Origin of the sequence: Paenibacillus mesophilus (assembly GCF_005938385.1) — a bacterium.
GTDB classification, from domain to species: domain Bacteria; phylum Bacillota; class Bacilli; order Paenibacillales; family NBRC-103111; genus Paenibacillus_AB; species Paenibacillus_AB mesophilus.
This window is the reverse complement of sequence record NZ_VCRA01000022.1, coordinates 1-22,555: the sequence shown is the minus strand read 5'-3', so window position 1 is coordinate 22,555 and position 22,555 is coordinate 1. Positions and strand designations below refer to the sequence as shown.

The following is a 22,555-nucleotide window of genomic DNA, read 5'->3' as shown; positions in this document are numbered from 1 at the left end:
GCTGACGCGGCTTCTCTTTTTTTTGTGCGCAAGGGCATGCCGCACAAGGAAAACGCTTTATCCGATTCATCTTGTCGAAACGTTGAACTTTATTTTACGGAATTGCGGCGGATCGTTGACGCCTTTGTTAAAAGTGTGTAATCGTGCGGAAGTTTCAGTTTGTTTCTGCTATGGTAATGACAAGAGAAGACGACGGCTTTCAAACGAAAGCTTATAGGAGATGGGAACATGAAACATTCGCGAGTCATACGGCACCTGATTTCCGTACTGCTGCTCGCAGCGACGGCCGTTATGGCTTCCGGCTGCACGGACAGCATGATTGTGTTGGACCCGAAAGGTCCGATCGGCGAACAGCAGAAAGATTTGATTCTCCTGTCGACGCTGCTTTGCCTCATCGTCGTAGTGCCGGTGCTCATCATGACCTTCGTCATCGTATGGCGGTACCGCGACAACAAAGCGAACAAGGCGAAATACAAGCCGGAATGGGAGCATAATACGAAGCTGGAAACGATCTGGTGGGGGATCCCGATCCTGATCATCGTTACTCTTGCCGCGATTACGATAAAGTATACGCACATGCTGGAGCCTTCCAGGCCGCTTGCGTCGGACAAGAAGCCGATCACGATCCAAGTAACCTCGCTGGACTGGAAATGGTTGTTCTATTATCCCGAGCAAGGCATTGCAACGGTCAATTACATTCAATTCCCCGAAGACGTTCCGGTCAAGTTCTTGCTGACTTCGGACGCTCCGATGAATTCGTTCTGGATTCCGCAGCTCGGCGGGCAAATTTATACGATGTCGGGCATGGCGATGACGCTGCACCTGCAAGCGGACGAACCCGGGAAATATTTCGGCTCTGGGGCCAACTTCAGCGGCAAAGACTTCGCCAGCATGATCTTCACGGCCGAAGCGACCTCGCAGGAGCAGTTCGACAAGTGGGTATCCGGCATCAAGAGCACGCAGCCGGCTTTGACGGCAGACGGCTACAAGAAGCTGGCTATGCCCGGAGTTTCCGAGGTGCAAAGCTTCTCCTCGTTCCCGATAGGGCTGTTCGAGCAGACGGTCACGAAATATTCGGCCGGCCACAATCATGGAGGCCAAGCGTCGTCATTCACGGACAAAAGCCACGAAGGGCACGGCAAAGAAGTCGCTGCATCGAAAACCGTAACCAAACAAGAAGGGGGGCACGACCATGTGGGACAGCATTAAAACATTCGCTTCCGAATTTTTCGTTACCGGCGACCCGCTCATCTACGGCGCGGACGTCGCCATCGCGCTTACGCTCATTTCCGTCGTGTTCGTGCTGTCCTATTTCAAGAAATGGACGTGGCTGTGGCGCGAATGGCTCACGACGGTGGATCATAAACGAATTAGCATCATGTACGTTCTGGCATCCCTTCTGATGTTGTTCCGGGGCGGAATGGACGCGCTTCTGATGCGGACCCAGCTTGCCGTCCCTGACAATCAGTTTTTGACGCCAGAGCACTATAACGCGATTTTTACGACCCACGGCGTCATTATGATTTTATTTATGGCGATGCCGCTCATGTTCGGCTTGTTCAATCTTGTCGTACCGCTGCAGATCGGCGCACGCGACGTTGCATTCCCGTTCCTGAACTCGCTCAGCTTCTGGCTGTTTTTCTGGGGTGCGATGCTGTTCAACCTGTCGTTCGTCATCGGCGGTTCGCCGGATGCGGGGTGGCTTGCGTATCCGCCGCTATCGGAACTGTCGCACAGTCCCGGCGTCGGGCAGAACTTCTATATATGGGGTATCCAAATATCCGGGATCGGCAGCTTGATGACCGGGATCAACTTCATCGTGACGATTCTGAAAATGCGCGCGCCCGGCATGAAGCTGATGAAAATGCCGATGTTCTCGTGGTCGGTGCTGTCCAGCTGCTTGACGATTATTCTCGCCTTCCCGATTTTGACCGTAACGTTGTTCCTGTTGTGGCTGGACCGGTTTATGGGCGCTCACTTCTTTACGCTGGACGGCGGCGGGAACCCGATGATGTATATTAACCTGATCTGGATGTGGGGTCACCCCGAGGTTTATATTGTAGTATTGCCGGCATTCGGAATTTTTTCCGAGGTTACGGCTACTTTTGCAAAGAAACGTTTGTTCGGCTACAAATCGATGGTGTTTGCTCTGATGAGCATCAGCGTCGTATCGTTCTTCACATGGGCGCATCACTTCTTCACGATGGGCTCCGGCGCTAACGTCAACGCGTTCTTCGCCGTATCGACGATGATTATCGCGATTCCGACCGGCGTGAAGGTGTTCAACTGGCTGTTCACGATGTTCCGCGGCCGAATCACCTTCAAGACGCCGATGATGTGGTCGATCGCCTTTATCCCTTGCTTCGTCGTAGGCGGGATGACGGGCGTGCTGCTCTCCGTAGCGCCGGCCGATTTCCAGTTCCATAACAGCTACTTCCTGATCGCTCACTTCCATCAAGTGCTGATCGGAGGCGTCGTGTTCGGCTATTTCGCAGGGCTGTACTACTGGTGGCCGAAGGTTACCGGGTTTATGCTGAACGAGCATCTCGGCAAATGGGCCTTCTGGCTGTGGAACATCGGATTTTATGTGTGCTTCATGCCGCAGTACGCTCTCGGCCTGATGGGGATGACGCGTCGGATCAATGCATACGGCTGGGATCGCGGCTGGTGGGAGCTGAACCTCGTGTCGACGATCGGCGGCTTCCTGATGGGTCTTGCGTTCTTGTTCCAAGTTTGGCAAATCGTGCACAGCATGAAGTTCATTCAGAAGGCTCCCGCCGATCCTTGGGGCGGCCGGACGCTGGAATGGTCGATTCCTTCGCCTGCTCCCGCGTACAACTTCGCGACGGTACCCGTCGTTCATGAGCGGGATTCGTGGTGGGAAGAGAAGCTCCGGAGGGAGCAAGGGCATCCGCCGACGCCGACTCCGCCTATCGAGCCGATTCATATGCCGGGCAATTCGGGCATTCCGTTCATCAAATCGTTCTTCTGGTTTATCGCCGGCTTCGGCTTCGTATTCAACTGGCTGTGGATGGCGATTCCGGGCATGATCGGCGTAGTGGTTTGCATGCTCGTACACTCGTTTACTTATAATAACGATTACTATATTCCGGCGGAAGAAGTGATTCGGACGGAAGCCGAGATGAGGGGGACGGTCTGATGGCACATGCAGCGGGACATAATCATACGAATTCGCATTCGGCTGCGGACGATCACGGTCATCACGACGGCCACCACGATCAGGAATCGCTTCGGATGTTCGGCTTCTGGCTGTTTCTGATTACGGACTGTATTTTGTTCGGCACGTTGTTCGCCACGTATGTCGTGCTGATGGGCAATACGAACGGCGGACCTACGCCGCATGAGCTGTTTGAAATGCCCGGCATTATCGCCGAGACGTTTATTCTGCTGACCAGCTCGTTCACGAGCGGTTTGGCGGTGCTGGCGATGAACCGGGGGGACCGGAAAGGTCTGATCGGCTGGCTGGCCGTAACGGCGCTGCTCGGATTGTCATTCATTACGCTCGAAGTCATGGAGTTCGTGAAGCTCGTTCACGAGGGCGCAACCATCGGTACAAGCGCGTTCCTGTCCGCATTTTTCACCCTTGTAGGGGCGCACGGTCTTCACGTAACGGTCGGTCTCGTATGGATGGTCGCGATCATGATCCAGCTGCGCAAGCACGGGCTTACACCGGTAACCCGGCGCAAGGTGAACGTCATCAGCTTGTACTGGCACTTTCTCGACGTCGTCTGGATTTTCGTCTTCACGATCGTTTATTTGATGGGGGTGATGTAAGATGGCGCAGCATTCCGTTCATTCCGGCGGCGCGAATGGAGGCCACGGCGGCGGGGCGCACGATTCGCAGCACGAGGCGCACGGCTCGTTCAAATCGTACCTTACCGGCTTTCTCTTATCGATCGTATTGACGATCATTCCGCTCGTCGTCGTGCTGAACCACTGGGTCGAGGGAACCGGCGCTATGGTCATCATGCTCGGCACGGCGGTTCTGCAATTCGTCGTCCAGCTCGTCTTCTTCATGCACCTGCGGGAAGAGAAGAAGCCGCGCTGGAACTTGATGGCGCTCATCCTCGGCTTGATCATTCTGCTTACGATCGTCATCGGTTCGATTTGGATCATGACTTACAATCAAGTTGCTTAAAATTAGGATGCCCCTTGCCGTGCGAATGCGGTTGGGGGCTTCTCTATTCCCGAACAATTCCGCATGTCACCTTGCTTTCTGATGTTGAATGTATTGACGTATTTGTGCTTCCAACTGCTCACTAACGGTCGCCACAAAGTAAGAGGGATTCCAAAGTTTCTGTCCCCCCTTCTTTTTTAACACAGGGAACTCTTTAAACAGCAGCCTCGCCGAAACGCCTTTCAATGTTTTGATCATATTCGGAATCGAATGTTGGGGAGTACACTCCAGCAAGAGATGAACATGGTCACCATTGCATTCAATCTCCGAAATCGTGAAACCGTTGTCTGCGGCAATCCGATGCAATATTTCCTCGAGCCCTATACCTATGTCGCCAAGCAGCATGCTATGGCGATCTTTGACGCACCATACGATATGATACTGGATGGCGTACACATATCCTCTGCCTTGTTTGACTGCCGTCACGTTCTCCACCTCTTTTGAATTTCGGGTACATATGTAACCACCCGAAGGAGTATATCAATATGAGCTATACAGAAACTATACAGGGGTTGCCGGCATGTTTGAGCGGGTATCTGCGTCACACTGCGCGAGGTAGAAGTAAGATCGCCGGATATATGGAAGAGGTCAGGTTAGCGCATCGCATGGCGCCGAGGTCGGGCCTTTTTGCCGTTCAAGTGTTGCGATTTCGATATTTACTAATGCAAAGAACACGGTATATAATATTTAACGAATACACTGTGTCATAATAAGATACAAAGTAAATATTTATAAAGAAGGGCGGCATTGTGCAACGTCATCGAACGTCTCGGAGATCCCGCTTAGGAGCGTCGAATGGAAAAGTCGTACACTTTATGAAATCGCATTCAGTAGCTGGAAGTAAGAAAAGGTAGGGGAGAGGATCTTATGCAGCGACTTGAACCGATCGAACATATCGTGATTTACAAGGACATGAAGTACAACAGCTTTTTTCCGAGTGTTGTAAAACGTCCGGACGGTCGTATCGTACTCGGGTTTCGTCAAGCTCCGGACAGACGCCGCAACGAAGAGAAAATATCTCATATCGACCCTTCTTCCAGGGCCATGATCATCGCATCGGGGGACGGGATATCGTGGGAGCCAGAGCCTAACGTGCTGTATGACGATTATTTCTGCGGGGTGCAGGACCCGTGCTTGAACCAATTGCGCGACGGAACGCTGTTCGCGACTTTTTTCATGTGGAAAGTGCTCGAGCAGGAAGATGCGGCGGAGAAGCGAATCGGCGACAAGAACATCTTCGGGAAGTGGATCGGGAGAAGAAAAAACGCTCATTCGATCCGCTCGACGGACGGTGGACAGACGTGGGACCGACCGATCCCGATTCCGATCGACGGAGCGATTCGCGGCAATAGCGTGGAGCTGGACGATGGGGCTATCCTAACTCCGCTCTATAGTCCCGAGAGCACGAATGTCCATATCGCCAGAACCGAAGACAAGGGAAGCACGTGGACCGCTCACGCCGTAATCGAGTCGTGCGACGGATATACGTTCGAGGAGCCGAACTTGTTCCGGACGCCGTCGGGGAAACTGGTAGCATTCATTCGAACGCGCAATGTAAGCGTTCAGCCGACGAAGGAGATACCGCGTTCTCCGCTCTATACGTCCGAATCCACCGACGGCGGGCGAACTTGGAGCCGCCCGGTCATGCGGCCGTTCTATTCCCCGAGCCCGTTCCATGCGCTGACGCTGGACAGCGGCAATCTGCTGCTTACATACGGATACCGGAATTCTCCCTTCGGGATTCGGGCTGTCGTGCTCGACGCCGAATGCGAGCGATGGGATGAAGCGCAGGAAACCGTTCTGAGAGAGGACGGACTGTCGCTGGATATCGGATATACGAGCGCCGTGCAGCTGAACGACGGCCGCGTGCTTGTTACGTATTACTACTACGATGATTCCGACGTTTGCCGGTATATCGCGGGGACGGTGTGCCGACTCGTATAGCCGATTAAGCGAAACACCCCAAAACAAACGGCAGCCCGAGACCTTGTACAAGGTCCGGACTGCCGTTTGTTTTGATCCGCTACGATCAGCTATTCGACCTTCAATCCGAGGCTTTTCTCCCCGATCGAAACGATCTCCATTCCGTCTTCCTTCGCATATCGCACGCCGGCAAGAAGCACGTTCTCCTGAAGCACGTGATCGAACCGCTCGATCGCCGCTTTCAGCGAGGCTTCCGCATCCAGCACGAGGTTGACGCGTTTCTCGACCGGCAGGTCGAGCTTCTTGCGGTAGTCCTGGATGGCGCGGACGACCTCGCGGACGAGACCTTCCTGCTCTAGCTCCTCCGTAATCGTCGTGTTCAGAGCGACGGTCAAACGGTTGCCGGACGCCGAAGCGAAGCCCGGTTTGGCCTGCTTCTCTACGAGCAGCTCGTCAATCGTAATATGAAGCGTTTCTCCGTCGACGGTTACATCTAGATAGCCGCTATCTACCGCTTGCTTGGATTCGGCGGCGGGCAGTTGCTTCAGGTGCGCTTGCACAGGCCCGACGAATTTGCCGTATTTTTTGCCCGCGGTTTTCAGGTTCAGCTTCAAGGTGAAATCGACGAAACCGCCGTCGCCTTGCTCCACGCGGATTTGCTTGACGTTGACCTCGTCCTTGATAATCGGCTCGAAGCGGGCCAGGTTGAACTCGCGGTCGAGCGAGACGATCAGCTCGGACAAAGGCTGGCGCGTCTTGATCGCCGTGTCGTTGCGGACGCTGCGGGCAAGCTCGACGATTTGCCGCGCCGTCTCCATATCGCTCTCGAGCTGCGCGTTGATCAGCGACACGTTCGCCTTCGGATAGTCGGCGAGATGGACGCTGCCTTCTCCGCCCATGTTGCCGTACAGGTCCTCGGCGATAAGCGGCGCATACGGCGCGATCATCCGCGACAGCGTCAGCAGCACCTCGCGCAGCGTCTGGTAGGCGGACACTTTGTCGGCCGTCATTTCCCCGCCCCAGAAACGGTCGCGCGAACGGCGGATGTACCAGTTGCTCATCTCCTCGACGAACGATTCGATCTGCTTCGCCGGATTGAGGAAGTCGTACTGCTCGAGCCCTTTCTCGACTTGGCGCAGCGTGCTGTGGAGCCGCGACAAAATCCACAAGTCCAGCTCGTTCTCGGACGTGCGCGCAGGATGATCTTCCGGCCGGTATTGATCGATTACGGCATACAGCGCATAGAATGCATGCGCGTTATGGATCGTATCGATGACCTTCGACTTCGCTTCCGCCACGATTTGCTTCGAGAACCGTTTGCTGTTCCACGGCGCGCTATCGGCAAGCAAAGACCAGCGGAACGCGTCCGTGCCGAACTGCTCGATAATGTCCCACGGATCGATGACGTTGCCTTTGCTCTTGGACATCTTCTGCCCGTGCTCGTCGAGCACGTGTCCGGTAGAGAGCACCGCCTTGTACGGCGCTTGGCCGTTGTACAGCGTCGATACGGCCAGCAAGCTGAAGAACCAGCCGCGCGTCTGGTCGATGCCTTCGCAAATAATGTCTGCCGGATACTGCTCCCGGAACGTCTTCTCGTCGCCGAACGGATGGTGGTATTGGGCGAACGGCATCGAGCCGCTGTCGAACCAGACGTCGATCACTTCCGGCGTCCGCTCCATCGTGCCGCCGCAGGAGCAGCGCACTTGGACGTGGTCCACGTAAGGCTTGTGCAGCTCCAGGTCCGGATCGATCGTGCCGACCACTCTATCGCGCAGCTCCTGGCGGCTTCCCGGCGAGAACTCCGTCCGGCAATCTCCGCAAACCCATACGTTAAGCGGCGTACCCCAGTACCGGTTGCGGCTGATGTTCCAATCGACGAGCTCCTCGAGGAACTTGCCGAACCGGCCTTCGCGGATATGGCCCGGATACCAGTCGACTTTGTTGTTGTTGTCGATCAGCTGCTGCTTCACCGCGGTCGTGCGGATAAACCAGCTTTCCATCGCGTAATAAAGAAGCGGGGATTTGCACCGCCAGCAGAACGGATAGCTATGCTCGTAACGCTCCTTGGCGAACAGCAGGCCGCGCTCGGACAAGCTCTTCACGATATCGACGTCGCAATCTTTGACGAAGCGTCCGGCGAACTCGGTAATTTGATCGGTATATTTCCCGGCCAAGTCGACTACGCTCACGAAATCCAGCTCATGCTGGCGGGTTGTGCGATAGTCGTCTTCCCCGTGGGCGGGGGCGGTATGAACGATACCGGTACCGCTCGTATCGCTGACGTAATCGGCGTCCACGACGATATGCCCTTTGTTTACACTGATATAGTCGAACGGCGGCTTGTACGACGTGCCGACGAACTCCGAGCCTTTATGCTCGGACAAAATCTCGCTGCCTTCCTTCATCACCTTGTCCACGAGATTTTTCGCCACGATGAACACTTCGCCGTCCTGCTTCACTTTCACATAGTCGATGTCTTTGTTGACGGCCAGGGCGACGTTGGCCGGCAGCGTCCAAGGCGTCGTCGTCCAGGCGAGGAACGACTCGTCGGCAGCGGCGCTTCTGAATTTGACGGTGGCGCTCAAATCTTTCACGTCCTCGTAGCCTTGGGCTACTTCGTGGGAGCTGAGCGTCGTCTGGCAGCACGGGCAGTACGGGCTTACCCGGTGGCCTTTATACAGCAAGCCTTTCTTATGGATGTCGGACAAAATGTTCCAGACGCTCTCGATATAGTCGTTCGTCAGCGTAATGTACGGATTATCCATGTCGGTCCAGTAGGCGATCGCTTCAGTCAGCTCGCGCCACTGCCGCTCGTATTCGAATACGCTCGCTTTGCAAGCCTCGACGAATTCGGACACGCCGTATTTCTCAATCTCCTGCTTGCCGGAGATGCCGAGCTGCTTCTCGACGCCGAGCTCGACCGGGAGACCGTGCGTATCCCAGCCGGCTTTGCGGATGACGCGGTAGCCGGACATCGTTTTGTAACGGCAGATGAAGTCTTTGATGACGCGCCCGAGCACGTGCCCGATATGGGGCTTGCCGTTGGCGGTCGGAGGACCTTCGTAGAAGACGAAGTTCGGCTTGCCTTCGCGGTTCGCGATCGACCGGCGGAACGTATCGTCCTGCTTCCATTGTCCGAGGACGCGCAGCTCGCGGGCTCTCGGCTTTTCTTTGACATCGACTTTTCTCATCATGTTCAAACCCTTCCTTCGGTACGATTGGCGGAACAGAAGTACGTTATGGCGGCGAAAATAAAGGCTGATTCCAAAATAACGGAATTTGCTTCCGCTATGTCACGCTGCTTGTACGGATTTTCCATGAAATGTTCGAAATAACGGAGCTTGGTTCCGCTATTTTTGGAAGATAACGAGAAATACAAGGATTAACGGAACAGAGTTCCGCTAATCGCCGTTAAAACAAAAAAATCCCGTCCCCGTAAGGGACGAGATACTCTCGCGCTACCACCCTCGTTCCGCAAGACGCTTCCGGTCAGTATAGATCGGAATGCCGCGGCACCTCTGCCACGTACGGTCATCGTACGCGTCCCTTGTAACGGCGGGCTCCCGGGTCGGCTTACTGGCAATGTTCGGCCTTCCTTCTCGGAGATGATTTCCGTCTGCGTCTCGAACGTCGGCTTTGCAGCGGATGGCCGACTCTCTGGGGATCAAGCAAGCAGCGTACTCGTTCTCGTCAATGAATGTGCATAACGTATACATTTTACATCCTTTATACACGAACCGCGAACGAAAGTCAATCGGCCGAATGTGCCGTTAAGCATGCTTGAGCCCGCGAAGCGTCTGAAATCCGTGCAGCCTGGAAATGCTGGCTACTACAGATGCTTGGCAGAGGTGACGTATGAGACTTTTTGTTTGGATCGCATGGGCGGCCGCTATTTTTGTGCTGACGTGCGCCTCGGACTCCGGCTTCTGGATGCATAACCGGCCGTTAAGCTTTCAGTGGGTCGGTTCGCCGGATTACTCCGAGCTGTTATCGTTCAAGACCGACTACGCGAGTATGGAAATGATCGTGCGCAAAGTCGGGCACTTTGTATCGTTCGGCCTGTTTGCCGTGCTGTTTGTTCGGCTTGGCGGCGGCCGGAAAGCAAGCTTTGCCGTTGCAGTGCTATATGCCGTACTGACGGAAATGATGCAGCTCCATTTCGCCAGGGACGGCAGGCTGTCCGATATGATGATCGATACGGCCGGCATCGCTTGCTTCCTGCTGTTCTTGCCCGGAAGACGTCCAAAGCAAGATGCGCGCGGGAGAGCCGATCCGGGCTTATAGCTGCATTATCCGCGGCGGAGCGGGTAATCCGAATGCTAGCGGCCGCCTCGCGCCGCCCGGATTTTCTCCTCGTATTGCTTGAATATGGCGTCCCCGTTATACTGCTCCATCAACAGACGCCGGTATTCGGGCCAGCGGGCGGAAGATTTGTCCGAGAACATCATTTTGACGAGCAGCTCGTTCTGCTTGGCGCGCATCGCCTCCACATTGATGCCGAGCGGCGGGGTTAGCGTCGTGCCGAGTCCTTCGAGCACCGGAATCGAGGTGACGGTGTCGAGGACGACTTGATCGCGAACGGTTCTGCGCGGGTCGATCACCTTCAGGCCGAGCACGTCCGGCGTGTTCGGGGTGAAGAAGTCCCAAATTTTCAGAAAATCCCCTTTCTTCACGATGTCCGCCTCGATTTTGTCGGGGTAGAGCGTAATCGTGTTGCCCTTCCGCGTATAGTGCTCGTGCTCCAGCCCGTAATGGGTCAGCAGAAACCCTTCCGCTCCGGCGAGCCAATCGAGAATTTCGGTCATCCGCTTCAGCTTCTCTTGATTCAAGCCCGCCGCGTTGTTCGAGTAGACGAACGGATAGTCCGGCGTAGGAGCGGCGCACAGTGGCAGGCCGCCGAATGGGTTGAACGGCACCCAATCCGCTTGGGGATTGACCTGCCTGCCTCTTGTCTGAATGCTCTCCGGATTGGCGTCCAGCGCGAAGTCGGCGGAATGGCCGAGCACGATGCCTGCTTTTCCTTGCACCGCCTTGTCGATATGCTGCTGTCCTTTATTCAGAAACCAGTCCGGGTCGACGAGACCGCCGCGGCTCACATTCAAAATATCCGTCACCGTCTGCTGGATAAGCGGATCGCTCTGCATGTCGATCAGCCTGTCGTTCTCGAAGTAGGCGGGATACAGCAGGCCGTTCTTTACGAACTCCGGCCAGTCGAGCGACAAGGAGGAGCCGTTGCCGGATACGGTAAAGCCATACGTGTCGTTCTTGCCGTTGCCGTCCGGATCGCCGAACGTGAACGCTTTCAGCACGGCGACATATTCGTCGTAGGTGCGGGGGACGGCCAAGCCGAGCCTCTGCAGCCAATCTTTGCGGATATAGTAGGCGCGGTACGATTTCTTGTCGTAAGGAATCGGCGCGCGGACGAATTTGTTGTGAAGCTGGTATTCTTTCAATTCTTTCTCGTTCATCCAGTAGGTGAAATAGTTCGGCATCGTCTTCGGCGTGACGAAATAAGTCATGTCCGCGAGCACATTATCGAGCGCTTGCTTCGCGCCGCCGTCCGGACTAAGCTGGAGCCACATGTCCGGCGGATCGTTGGCGGCGAGCAGATCGGCTATCTTCGCCTCGTACGCCTCGCCCGGCTCCATGAACGACACCTTGAGGCTCACATCGAATTTCGATTCGATCGCCTTGCGGACGAAATCGTTCCCGGGATCGGGGAGGCGCGAAGAGGACGGTCCGCTGATGAACAGGCTCAGCTGCATACGGCTGCCCGCATCCCGGGCCGCCCGGTCGGCGGAGGCGTCCCGTTCGTAGCGGTTCCATCCGATATAGCCGATCGCGGCGCAGCACAGGATGACCAGAAACAGAATAGATCCCCGCTTGACGTATTTCAACGTATTCGCCCCCTTGTCTTACCGGTGTAGCTTCTATGTTATACGGATTTGTCCGTAAAAGGAACAACCGATTTGCATGCCGCCCCTGCACGTTTTAAACCAAGGGCAATTTCACGTCAGCCCGTGAAGAGGCTGCAGGACAGAACGATCAGCCGATGTGCGGGAGAGAAGTCTGCTCGCGCGGCTATCTTTTCCCTCCCGTCGTCAAATGGAAAAGATGCAGTTATTCTCGGGAAATCGGCGCATGTATCGTTCATCAGATGGAAACAGTACAGTAAATTCTCCCGAATCGACGCCGATCGCCGTCATTGCGGGGAAATAGCTGCAGGTTTTCCAGTAAAACATGGCAACGGACCTTTTTCGCCGAATTTACATGCATGTTTGAGACTGTCGATTAACTGCTAGCGAAGCGAGAACACGCCGTTCCAAGTGAAAAGATACCTTCTTCTGCTCAGACAGCTTGTTTTAAACTCCTTGATTGATAAGGATTCAACGATTGGAATTTAAATCCAAAACTCGCCAGTTAATTGACAGTCTCTGTTTTCCAGTTCGCTCACCTAAGAGAGGGGCGTTCGTTCCGGCAATAGATGGCTCCACGAGCATGTAGTGCCAACTGACTCCCGCTATCCGCGCCTATGGAGGAATCCTCCGCACCCCCTATGATGTCTAATGCAGTTGCCCTGCCGCCTTTACGGAAAAACGTTTACATAACCACGGCAACAAGGGTACAATTTTGCCATGCAAGCCATTAAGGAGCGGGGGGACACGATGAGAAAAAAGAGCGGATTTCAGCGGCTGCTTCTATCCTATTTGCCCGTTTTCTTCGTCATCAGCCTGACGCTGCTGCTGCTTGCCTACCTGTCGCTCAGCGAAATGTCGCAGCGTTCCGCCTCGAAAGCGAATATGCTGCTCTCCCACAACATCAGCCAGACGATCGACGATGCGCTGCGCAGTCTGGATGAATGGATCGGCAATGAAATGCGCGGCAACGATGCGATCAAATCGTTTTTCTTGCCGGTACCGGCTTCGGACAGACAGCAGACGGACTACGAGGCGGCCGCGGCACTGAACGAAATGATGCGGAAGCACCCGATCCTGCATTCGATCTATTTGTACCGGACCTCGGATGCGAAGGTGCTGACTCCGTCTTCGCTAGTCCCGCTCGACCAGTTCGGCGACAAGCAGTTTATCGGGGCGAATATATCCGCCTTGACGCCGTTTCGTTGGGAAACGAAGCGGACATATGCGGAGCTGCCCGATTCCAAGGGAGTGCCGGTCGTCAGTCTCGTCAAAATCGCCGGCTTCTCGGACCGCAGCCTCCTCGTGATCCATGTGAGCACCGAAAGCTTGAGCGACATGATCGCGAAAATGTCCGAGTCGAAGCTGAACTTCGTCGAGCTGGTCGACGGCGGCGGCAAGCTGATCGCCTCCAAACGGCTGGCGGACGCCGAAGACGGCAAAGGGGAAACTCCCGATCCCGGCAAGGAGCTTTCGTTCGTGCGCTCAGAATACACCGGCTGGTCGGTACGGAGCGGAATATACAACTCGAGCATACTGGACTGGGTTTCGTCCTTGTTCTACGTCTGGATCTCGTTCGGCTTCGCGGTGATCGTGTTGGGGGCGGTGTGGCTGTTCTATGTAACGAGGCGCAATTTCCGGCCGATCGAGAGCGTCGCGAGCCGAATCGAAGCTTTTGCCCGGCAAAAATCCGAGCGGCTGCGTCTCGAAGAGAAGACGGACGAGTTCAAATATATCGAAGCCGCGATCGAACAATTGCTCGACCAGCACAGCCTGATGCAAGTTCAGAATGAGGAAAATATCGTTTACCGGAAAAGGCACGTCTTCCTGCATCTGCTCGAGGACGAGGATTACGCCGGGCGGGCGGAACGTACGGCGCAGTCGGAGCTTGCGCTGCTCGGGCTCGGGGCCCCGACGGGCGGCGCGATGGCCGCTCTGATCGAGATCGACCAGTTCCACGAGTTCGCCGGCAAGTATGACCGCAGAGATCAGCAATTGCTGAAGCAGGTGCTCGGCAATGTCGCCAAGGAGATTGCGGAGAGCGCTTCGGTCCGGCACTGCTCGGAATGGGTGAGCCCCCATCAGATGGGATTCATTTTCCGCTTGAGCGAATCGGACAAGCCGGAGAGCGCGGCCGTCGAAGTGCTGGAGAAATTGCGTGCCTGGATCGAGATGAATTTGTCATTTACGGTGACGGCGAGCATCGGAAGCTGCTGCGAAGAGCTGACCGGGCTGCCCGACTCGTACCGGAAAGCGCAGCAGATGCTCGGCTACAAATCCTCCCTCGGGACGAACCGGCTGATCGTTCCGGCCGATGTGGCGCAGCCGCATGGCGAAATGTTCAAACGGCTGCAAGATATACGCCTCATCTGCCAAGCGTTCCGGTCGGGCGATCCGGATTGGGCCGAACGGCTGAACGAGCTGTACCGATCCGTAAGGGAGGCTCTCTTTACGCGCGACGATTTGTTCCATCTGTTCAACATGCTGACCGTCCATCTGCACCGGGAAATGATGGAGCTGCCCGGCGAGTTTCAGGACATCTGGTACAAAGGATTCGGCCGACGGCTGGACGGGGTTATGGAGCGGCACGAGACGCTAGACGACATGTATGCCGAGCTGGATGCGCTGCTGCACGAAGCGTACAGGCAGATGAAAGCGATTCGCGAAGCGAGAAGCGCGCACCAGACGCTGCAAAACGTCAAAGCGTACATCGACGAGCGGTACGGCGACCCGGAGCTTTCGCTTGCCCAGGTGAGCGGGGAGTTCGGCTACAATGCCAGCTACTTCAGCCGGGTATTCAAGGAATCGTTCGGAGTCAAGTTTCTCGATTATGTAACCCAGATCCGGATGGATAAAGCGGTGGAGCTGCTGCGGGAAACATCGGCCCCGGTTCAAGATATCGCCGAGATGGTCGGGTATATGAACGCCTTGTCGTTCATCCGCGCGTTCAAGAAGCATACCGGCACGACGCCCGGCAACTTCCGCAAGGAGAGCCCGGACGCGCTGTAGCGCGGAAATCAACAAAAACGATGACGGGGTAAAAAAAAGGCGATCCCGCCATATGCCCGATTCGACCCGGATGGCGGCCGTGCCGTCTTTCGCGGACGGATCGGTTTTTTGGCTAACATATTTATATTTTCAGGGTCTCCGCAAAGTACTTGGAATAAGCTTCGAAGCAAGGCTCCACTTTGTGGGGTTATTTGGCTTCCGGCACCTTTCAACAAATATGCATATCGCGTAAAAAATCAAATATTTACGCCGTTTCGATGAACATGATACGGTACTAGCGAACCGGCCGGTTCCGATAAAAGCATATAAACGATCAGCAGCAGCGATTACTCAAGGAGGGTTACGGATCGTGTCCAAACAAATAAAAGCGGTTTCAATTACAGTCGCGGTCGCCATGCTCGCGCTAATGGGAGCGGCTTGCGGCAAGGCGGACGACAAGAAGGCGGCGGACGGCGGGCAGGGAGCGGCAAGCGGAGCGAGTGCGGCGAACGGTGGCGTATACCCGGAGAACGGGCTTCCGAAAGACCAGAAGGTTACGCTTAAGGTAGGGTTCTTCGAAAGCGGCATGGGCCGCGAATGGTTCGATTACGCGATGGACTCCTTTAAGAAGAAGTTTCCGAACGTCAGCTTCGAAGTCGTCTATTCCCCCAAGATCGATACGATCATAGGCACGAAAATATCCGCGGGCAACGATCAAGACATGTTCGATCTGTTCTCCGGCAGCATTCCGGGCGGAGTGGAGCCGGTCGTCGCGGCCGGCAAGCTGGAGCCCCAGGAAGATTTATGGGACCGCAAGGCATATGACGGAGGCGGCAAAACGCTGAAGGAAATCGCCCTGGACGGCGAATACGTTTCGGCACCGCGGGTGCTGGGCAAAACGTATGCGCTTCCGAACGCCGGTACGAGCGCCGGACTGATGTTCGACAAAAATATGTTCGTCAAAAACGGCTGGAACCAAAACCCGAAAACATGGGAAGAGTTTCTGAAGCTGTGTGAAGACATTAAAGCGAAAGGCATCATTCCAATCACGTTCCCGGGTCAATACCCGGGCTACCTCGATTATGCGTTCGGCGTCTGGAAGCAGTTCGAGCTGGCGGAAATAAACGGCAACCTGAAAACGTTCGAGGACAACTACCGCAACTTCAAGCTGCCGCAACATTTGGCTCCGGAAAATATCGAACGCTGGAATCGCGTATTTGAGATGGGCAAGAAAGGCTATTTCCCCGAAGGCGTCGCCGCGCTCAACCATACGCAGTCGCAGATGCAGGTGCTGCAAGGCAAAGCGGCCATGGTTTCCTCGGGAACCTGGGTGCAGAACGAGATGAAAGAGTCGACGCCGAAAGAGTTCAAATGGGGCTTCATGGCCGTGCCGATGAGCAGCAAGCCGGGCAGCACGATCTATGTGCGGCTCAGTGCGGGCAACGGCAACTACATTTGGGCGGCCAAGCCTGAGCTGAACAAGAAGTGGGCGAAAGAGTTCAACGTGTGGCTGTGGAATTTGGACGTCCAAACGATGATCGCCGATAAAGGCGGCATGCTGCCGGTACGCAAAGATTTCTCCGACGACCCGGTGCGCGCGAGCAAAATCCAGGACGCGCCGAAGGCGATGTACGACTATATGAAGACGAATAAAGTGATGCTGGAGAGCGGCTTCCGCAACGTCTCCCTCACCGATCCGGCCTACCAGCAATCGAACAAAGTGATGAACGAAGCGGTTACGCAGATCGCGCTCGGCAAGCAGGACCCGATGCCGGTTCTCCAGGAAGCCGAAGCGCTGCTGAAGAAAGCGATCGAAGCCGCGGCGAAATAACTACATGCAAACTTAGGACTGTCACGTAATAACGTATCTGCTAGGAGATGGCCCCGTTTGTCATGAGTAGGAGCGGGCGTCGGCTGCAAGGTAGGCAATTATGTGACAGTTCCTTAAAAAGGAGTGTGCCCGTTGCAAGCGATCCGAAACGAAACGAACGCCGACCGTCCCGTCCGAACGGGATGGCTGCAAAAAGCGAACGTACAGAAGCGTTTGTTTCTCCTTATCGCCATAGTACCCGCATTCGGAGGATATTTGCTGTTCACGCTGTATCCGAACTTGATGTCCGTCTATTACTCGCTGTTGAATTGGAATGGCATCTCGGAGCCGAAGTTCGTCGGTCTCGACAACTATTCGACGATGATCCGGGACAAGTACGTGTGGAGGGCGCTCGGCCACAATTTGTTTTACATGGTCACTGTCCCGGTATGCGTCATTCTGATCTCGCTGCTGCTCGCCTACTTGCTTACGAACAAAGGCTACAAAGGCACGAAGCTGTTCAAGGTGCTGTTCTTCTTCCCGAACGTGCTGTCCACGGTTGTCGTCGCCTTGCTGTGGGCGTTCGTCTACGACGGCAGCTATGGGCTGCTGAACGCGACGCTCGGACTGCTCGGCATCGATATGGGAGGCTATTACTGGCTCGGGGATACCCGGACGGCGTTGGCCGCGATCGTGCCGCCGTTCGTCTGGGCGGGAGTCGGGCTCTATGTAGTCATCTTCATGAACGCGATGATTACGATCCCGCGCTCTCTCTACGAATCGGCCATCATGGAAGGGGCGGGTCATATGACGCGGCTGTTCCGCATCACGATTCCGCTCATCTCCCCGATCATCCGGGTCAGCGCGCTGTTTCTCGTGCTCGGTTCGCTGAAGAGCTTCGACAAGGTGCTCATCCTGACGAACGGCGGACCGTCCGGCTCGACCGACGTCATCGGGCTGTACATGTTCAACCTGGCGTTCGGCAGCGAGTCGCACAATTACGGCTACGCGTCCGCCATCGGCATGTTCCTGTTCGTCGTTCTCATCGCGGCGAAGCTGCTTGTGGACAAATTTATGCCGAACAAAGCTTACGAGTATTAGGAAGGGGAGAGGACTTATGAAGGAACGGCGCACATGGATGGACCTCATATGGCGGCTCGCGCTGATCGTCTGGTCGATTACGATCCTCTTCCCGCTCGTATGGGTGCTGTATGAATCGCTCAAAACGAACCGCGAGTTTTTCCAGAACGTATGGTCACTGCCGGAAGTCTGGAAGTGGGTCAATTACAAAAACGCCTGGGTGAAATACAAGCTCGGCACTACGCTGCTGAACACGCTGTACTACGTGGGGGCGAGCCTGCTCCTCGGCACGCTGCTTACGACTTTGAACGCATACGCGCTTACGCGAATGGAGTTCAAGGGCCGCAAGCTCATTTGGGGCACGATTATGCTGTCGCTGTTTTTGCCGGGGATCAATGCGCTTATTCCGCAATACGTGCTTATGCGGGATCTGCATTTGACGAACAGCTTGACCGGACTGATCCTGCTGGAGAGCTTGGGCGAGAGCGTCTTCTTCCTCATGCTGCTCGGCGGCTTCATGCAGTCGCTGCCGAAGGAGCTGGAGGAAAGCGCGTTTATGGACGGCGCCTCGCTGTATCAAGTGTTTTTCCGCATTATGGTGCCGCTCGCGATGCCCGGCATCGTGACGGTGGCGATTTTCAAGTTTCTCGGACTGTACAACAACTTCCTGGCCCCGTTCATTTATTTGAGCGATCCGAAAAAGTATACGATCGGCGTCAACATGTACCAGGCGAACCAAATGATGCAGTACACGGCGGATTGGGTCACGTTGTTCGCCGGCGTGACGATCGCGATGATTCCTTCCATTCTGATGTACGTCTTCTTCCAGCGTTGGATTATGGAAGGGGCTACGATGGGAGCGGTGAAGGGGTAAGGGTCCCCCAAAAGTGAAGAGGGGCTTCGAAGCTTAATCCGATTACTTTTGGGGGAGCCCCCAACTGGTCCCCCAAAAGTGAAGAAGGCCTTCGAAGTTAATTCCGAGTACTTTTGGGGGAGCCCCCGAAACATCCGAAAGTCTTACACCCTAGATAACTTCTAGTCAGACCGGAGAATACATTTCCAATGGTCAAGGAGTGAATCGAATGGGAAAGAAGTTGCAACAAGCTGCGGGCAAATGGATCGCCGTCCTGCTGATGGCATTGTCCGCGTCGATCGTCTGGAGCGGGAGTACGTCCGTGGCGGCATCCGCATCGAACGGGAGCGGGAGCTTGATAATCGTGGACAACGGCGCCCCCCATGCCGTCGTGATCGTGGCGGAGCAGGCGGACGATACGACCCGCCGTGCCGCGGACGAATTGGTCGAGTATGTCCGGAAGTCGACGGGCGCCGTCCTGCCGGTTATGACGGAGCAGGAGCTGCACACGAACGGAGGAAGCTTGAACGTGCATGTCCGCCTCTATGTAGGCGATTCCGGTTCCGACCCGCACATGGCGAACTTGCTGCAAGGGCTCGATGATGACGGCTTCGTCATTCATCCTCACGGCAACTGTATCGTAATCGCGGGACCGACTCCGTCAGGCACCGCGTACGGCGTCTATGATTTTCTGGAGCGTTATGCAGGCGTCCGGTGGCTGCTGCCGGGTCCCGACGGGGAGGACGTTCCGCTGAGTGCCAATTTGTCCGTTCCGGGACAGGACGTCAGAGAGGAACCCGTCTTCTTCTCCAGAGTGTTCAGTCCCGGAACGAGCTGGACGCAATATCCGGAGCGGTCGGATTGGCTGGACAAAAACCGGCTGCACAACCGGATCCATTTTCATCATAATTTGTTGAAGCTGTTCCCGCCTTCGCAATACGGCACGACGCATCCCGAATATTTCCCGATCCGGAACGGCCAGCGATATATTCCGCCTACCGATACGACGCACGGGTGGCAGCCTTGCTTTACCGCGCCCGGCATCGTGGAGGAAGCGGTAAGCAACATCATCCGCTATTTCGCCAACAACCCGGACGAAACGTCATATTCGCTCGGCGTAAACGACTCGGGCGGCTACTGCGAAGCGAACCCGGATCATCCGGACTACCCGAACAAACTGAATTCGATCGGCCTCGTGGACATGTCGGACCTTTACTACAACTGGGTCAATCAAGTGGCGGAAGGCGTGCTGGCCGTATACCCGGACAAATGGTTCGGTCTGCTCGCTTACCAGGAGGTGATGGACCCGCCGTCGTTTCCGCTGAACGCGCGCGTCGTTCCGTTTCTGACGAAAGACCGGATGGCGTGGGCCGATTCGGCCGTAGAAGCGGCAGGCCAAGCGCAAGTGCAGCAATGGGCGGCCGTGACGTCCAACTTGGCCTGGTACGATTACATGTACGGTACGCCGTATTTGGTGCCGAGGGTATACAACCATCAGATGGCCGACAATTACAAGTTCGCCGCGCAGTCCGGGGTAACCGCCCATTATGCGGAGCTGTATCCGAACTGGGGAGAAGGACCGAAGCCGTGGATATCGGCCAAGCTGCAATGGAATCCGTCCGCGGATGTCGACGCGCTGCTGCAGGAATGGTACGTCCGGGCGGTAGGGCCGGCAGCGGCGGCGGACCTTGCCGCGTATTACGACCATTGGGAGCAATTTTGGACGCAGCGGGTCAAGGCGACGGACTGGTTCGAGTCCCGTAAAACGGGTACCTATTTGGCGTTCAATTCGGCGGACTATTTGAACATCGTCACGGATCGGGAAATAGCCGACAGCCGGGCGCTGCTCGAGTCGGTCGCGGCCAAAGCGCAGACGGCGCCTCAGAAGGCCCGGGCGAACTTGCTGCTTCGGGCGTTCGAGTATTACGAAGCTTCGGCGCTCAGCTATCCGAAGGATACGGCGGCCCCGGCGGACAGCGCCTCCGCACTGGCGATGCTGGACGAGATGGATCGGACGCTCGGGACGAAGCAGCTTATGCTGCAAAAGCGTCTGGATTTGGTCGATGCGTTCAAAAACGACCCGGTTCTCGTTCACTATCTTGATCCGAGAACGTATTCGCTGACGTGGCCACTATGGAATGCAAAAACATACTGGGATATGGCGGGCTACTTGGAGCGGAACGAGCCGAACGGAGGACCGGTTACGGATCAGGTAGCCGCGCTGGCCGCGGGCGGAACGAGTCCGCAAATGAAGTCGTTCGCCCGTCTGCTGAAGGAAGCGCGAAGCGGCTTGTTCCAGATGGCGGCCAACGGTTCGTTCGACTCCGGATCGACAACGGCGGCACCTTGGACGAATTGGATTCAAAGCACCGGTACGATCCAAAGGTCGACGGAGCTCGCTCGTTCGGGTGCGGCAAGCTTGAAAATCCAAGGATTGGACCGGGGAGGGCCCGTACAAGTATTTCCGGTAGAGCCGGGACTGCTCGCCGCGCGTACGTATTATAAAGTTCCGGCGGGTTATGCGGGCAAAGGGACGATTCAGCTCGCGATGAACTTGAGGGACAGCGCGGGCAAGCAGATCGGTTCGGCCCGGGGCAAGACAGTTAGGCTTGCCGGCGGCGCCGGGACATGGAACGAAGCGATTATGTTGTACGACATCCCGGCCCAGGTGGGCGGCGCCGCCGTCAAGAGCGTGCAGTTTATCGTCATCGTCGACAGCTTGACCGACGGCACGGCTTATTTGGATGACGTCTCCGTATTCCAGAACCGCAGCAGCTTGAATTTGGAATCGACGTTCTGGCCCGTATTGGACTATATCCGGTCTTCCGGGCCTCAGGCGGGGGATATCAGGCAAGCGGTTACGGATACCGTCTATGGTTCCGTCTACGGCTCGGAGCGGGAATGGGCACGGCTTCTGCTGACGATGGCGGACGGCGGTCCTCCCGCATCGGCCAACAGCTCGTTCGAGTTAGGGTCGGGAACGGCGGCCGCGCCGTGGACTTATTGGGTCAGCACGACAGGGAGCATCGCCAGATCGAATGCGGCTTCCCGTTCCGGACAGTACGGCCTGCTCATTCAAAATATGGTGCGGGGCGGACCGGTGCAAGCGATGAACGCCGTTCCCGGACGTTTCGCGGCGGAAGCGTTCTATAAAGTAAAGGACGGAACTCCGGCGAACGGCACGATTCAGCTGGCGGTCAACTTCCAGGATGCGCAAGGGAAGACGCTGTCTACCACCGTCTCGGAGGTGCGGGCGCTGAACGGCTCCACTCCGGGCTCATGGGAGCCGATCCGGCTGAAAGGAGTCATTCCCGCGACTGCGGGCGGCAGCGAAGTGAAGAAGCTGCAGCTTGTCGTCATAGCCGACAAGGTGACGAACGGGGCGGAGCTTCTCGTGGACGACGTGTACTTGTATGCGACGCCAGCGAGCCCTTGAATGTGTTGTAAGTGAAAACAAGCAGCCGGTTAACCGGCTCAGAGTGTCGATAAAGTCTAATGGGCATTTCGCACTTTATTTTTTTATGTGGTGACTCTCGTCTCAAACAAGAAAAATCGATTTAAAACGATCTGAGAGCCACGTTATGATGTGAAAAATGTTCTTTTTAATCGCCCTTGAAAAAATCGGGGGTTTCTCGACAGCCTGAGCCGGTTAACCGGCTGTTTGTTTTTTGTGCGCCACGCATGGCGACTAACTAGGCGGTGAAAGTCCGCTGTGGGGGCATGTAGTGGCCAACCACTAGCCAAGAGCAAGGGTGTCCATCGCGAGGTGGAATCTGAAGGAAGCTGGA

The 22,555-nt window shown here is 55.9% G+C and carries 14 protein-coding genes; 11 read left to right on the top strand and 3 right to left on the bottom strand.

Translation table 11 applies throughout. The annotated features are described in order from the left end of the window. The first annotated feature begins 291 nt into the window (after nt 1–291). From cyoA to cyoD, 4 genes are read left to right on the top strand one after another with little or no spacing between them, the layout of a single operon-like run. Nucleotides 292–1,209, top strand: coding sequence for a ubiquinol oxidase subunit II (cyoA, locus tag FE783_RS28040; RefSeq protein ID WP_420799777.1), 918 nt, complete (start codon nt 292–294; stop codon nt 1,207–1,209). Beyond that, nucleotides 1,193–3,160 (top strand): cbb3-type cytochrome c oxidase subunit I, encoded by a 1,968-nt coding sequence (locus tag FE783_RS28035; protein WP_138882691.1) that lies wholly within the window; start codon nt 1,193–1,195, stop codon nt 3,158–3,160. Before cyoA ends, FE783_RS28035 begins: the two co-directional genes overlap by 17 nt. Further along, on the top strand, nt 3,160–3,795 hold the full coding sequence (gene cyoC / locus FE783_RS28030; RefSeq protein ID WP_138882690.1) for a cytochrome o ubiquinol oxidase subunit III: 636 nt from the start codon (nt 3,160–3,162) through the stop codon (nt 3,793–3,795). Before FE783_RS28035 ends, cyoC begins: the two co-directional genes overlap by 1 nt. Before the next feature lies 1 nt (nt 3,796). After that, the gene (gene cyoD / locus FE783_RS28025; protein ID WP_138882689.1) at nt 3,797–4,159 is read left to right on the top strand and encodes a cytochrome o ubiquinol oxidase subunit IV; all 363 of its coding nucleotides are present in this window, start codon (nt 3,797–3,799) and stop codon (nt 4,157–4,159) included. A gap of 66 nt (nt 4,160–4,225) precedes the next feature. Here the strand turns inward: cyoD and tnpA are convergent, their stop codons facing one another. Then, nucleotides 4,226–4,624 (bottom strand): IS200/IS605 family transposase, encoded by a 399-nt coding sequence (gene tnpA, locus FE783_RS28020; protein ID WP_138882688.1) that lies wholly within the window; start codon nt 4,622–4,624, stop codon nt 4,226–4,228. 441 nt (nt 4,625–5,065) lie between these two features. Here tnpA and FE783_RS28015 point away from each other — a divergent pair, with 441 nt between their 5' ends. Next, a complete protein-coding gene (locus FE783_RS28015; RefSeq protein ID WP_138882687.1) occupies nt 5,066–6,142 on the top strand; it encodes an exo-alpha-sialidase in 1,077 nt (358 codons plus the stop codon). Nucleotides 6,143–6,231: 89 nt separating this feature from the next. Here the strand turns inward: FE783_RS28015 and ileS are convergent, their stop codons facing one another. Then, nucleotides 6,232–9,312 (bottom strand): isoleucine--tRNA ligase, encoded by a 3,081-nt coding sequence (ileS, locus tag FE783_RS28010; RefSeq protein WP_138882749.1) that lies wholly within the window; start codon nt 9,310–9,312, stop codon nt 6,232–6,234. A 664-nt stretch (nt 9,313–9,976) separates the two neighbouring features. Between ileS and FE783_RS28005 the strand changes: the two genes are divergently transcribed. Further along, nucleotides 9,977–10,405: a VanZ family protein gene (locus FE783_RS28005; RefSeq protein ID WP_138882686.1), complete on the top strand. Its 429-nt coding sequence runs from the start codon at nt 9,977–9,979 to the stop codon at nt 10,403–10,405. A 35-nt stretch (nt 10,406–10,440) separates the two neighbouring features. Here the strand turns inward: FE783_RS28005 and FE783_RS28000 are convergent, their stop codons facing one another. After that, nucleotides 10,441–12,018: an extracellular solute-binding protein gene (locus tag FE783_RS28000; RefSeq protein WP_138882685.1), complete on the bottom strand. Its 1,578-nt coding sequence runs from the start codon at nt 12,016–12,018 to the stop codon at nt 10,441–10,443. A gap of 768 nt (nt 12,019–12,786) precedes the next feature. Here FE783_RS28000 and FE783_RS27995 point away from each other — a divergent pair. From FE783_RS27995 to FE783_RS27975, 5 genes are all read left to right on the top strand, one after another. After that, nucleotides 12,787–15,045 (top strand): helix-turn-helix domain-containing protein, encoded by a 2,259-nt coding sequence (locus FE783_RS27995; RefSeq protein ID WP_158302069.1) that lies wholly within the window; start codon nt 12,787–12,789, stop codon nt 15,043–15,045. A 349-nt stretch (nt 15,046–15,394) separates the two neighbouring features. Next, nucleotides 15,395–16,855, top strand: a complete 1,461-nt coding sequence (locus FE783_RS27990) for an extracellular solute-binding protein (protein WP_238403284.1) — start codon at nt 15,395–15,397, stop codon at nt 16,853–16,855. Nucleotides 16,856–16,987: 132 nt separating this feature from the next. Then, nucleotides 16,988–17,935 (top strand): carbohydrate ABC transporter permease, encoded by a 948-nt coding sequence (locus FE783_RS27985; RefSeq protein ID WP_138882683.1) that lies wholly within the window; start codon nt 16,988–16,990, stop codon nt 17,933–17,935. A gap of 16 nt (nt 17,936–17,951) precedes the next feature. Further along, entirely contained in the window at nt 17,952–18,788 is an 837-nt protein-coding gene (locus FE783_RS27980; RefSeq protein WP_138882682.1) for a carbohydrate ABC transporter permease, read from the top strand. 208 nt (nt 18,789–18,996) lie between these two features. Beyond that, nucleotides 18,997–22,203, top strand: coding sequence for a DUF4838 domain-containing protein (locus tag FE783_RS27975; RefSeq protein ID WP_138882681.1), 3,207 nt, complete (start codon nt 18,997–18,999; stop codon nt 22,201–22,203). Nucleotides 22,204–22,555 lie beyond the last annotated feature (352 nt).

What these genes read in the sequence shown, in the direction of transcription:
- cyoA (WP_420799777.1), top strand. Translation starts at nt 292, where the DNA reads ATGGCTTCCGGCTGCACGGACAGCATGATTGTGTTGGACCCGAAAGGT.
- FE783_RS28035 (WP_138882691.1), top strand. Translation starts at nt 1,193, where the DNA reads ATGTGGGACAGCATTAAAACATTCGCTTCCGAATTTTTCGTTACCGGC.
- cyoC (WP_138882690.1), top strand. Translation starts at nt 3,160, where the DNA reads ATGGCACATGCAGCGGGACATAATCATACGAATTCGCATTCGGCTGCG.
- cyoD (WP_138882689.1), top strand. Translation starts at nt 3,797, where the DNA reads ATGGCGCAGCATTCCGTTCATTCCGGCGGCGCGAATGGAGGCCACGGC.
- FE783_RS28015 (WP_138882687.1), top strand. Translation starts at nt 5,066, where the DNA reads ATGCAGCGACTTGAACCGATCGAACATATCGTGATTTACAAGGACATG.
- ileS (WP_138882749.1), bottom strand. Translation starts at nt 9,312, where the DNA reads ATGAGAAAAGTCGATGTCAAAGAAAAGCCGAGAGCCCGCGAGCTGCGC.
- FE783_RS28005 (WP_138882686.1), top strand. Translation starts at nt 9,977, where the DNA reads ATGAGACTTTTTGTTTGGATCGCATGGGCGGCCGCTATTTTTGTGCTG.
- FE783_RS27995 (WP_158302069.1), top strand. Translation starts at nt 12,787, where the DNA reads ATGAGAAAAAAGAGCGGATTTCAGCGGCTGCTTCTATCCTATTTGCCC.
- FE783_RS27980 (WP_138882682.1), top strand. Translation starts at nt 17,952, where the DNA reads ATGAAGGAACGGCGCACATGGATGGACCTCATATGGCGGCTCGCGCTG.
- FE783_RS27975 (WP_138882681.1), top strand. Translation starts at nt 18,997, where the DNA reads ATGGGAAAGAAGTTGCAACAAGCTGCGGGCAAATGGATCGCCGTCCTG.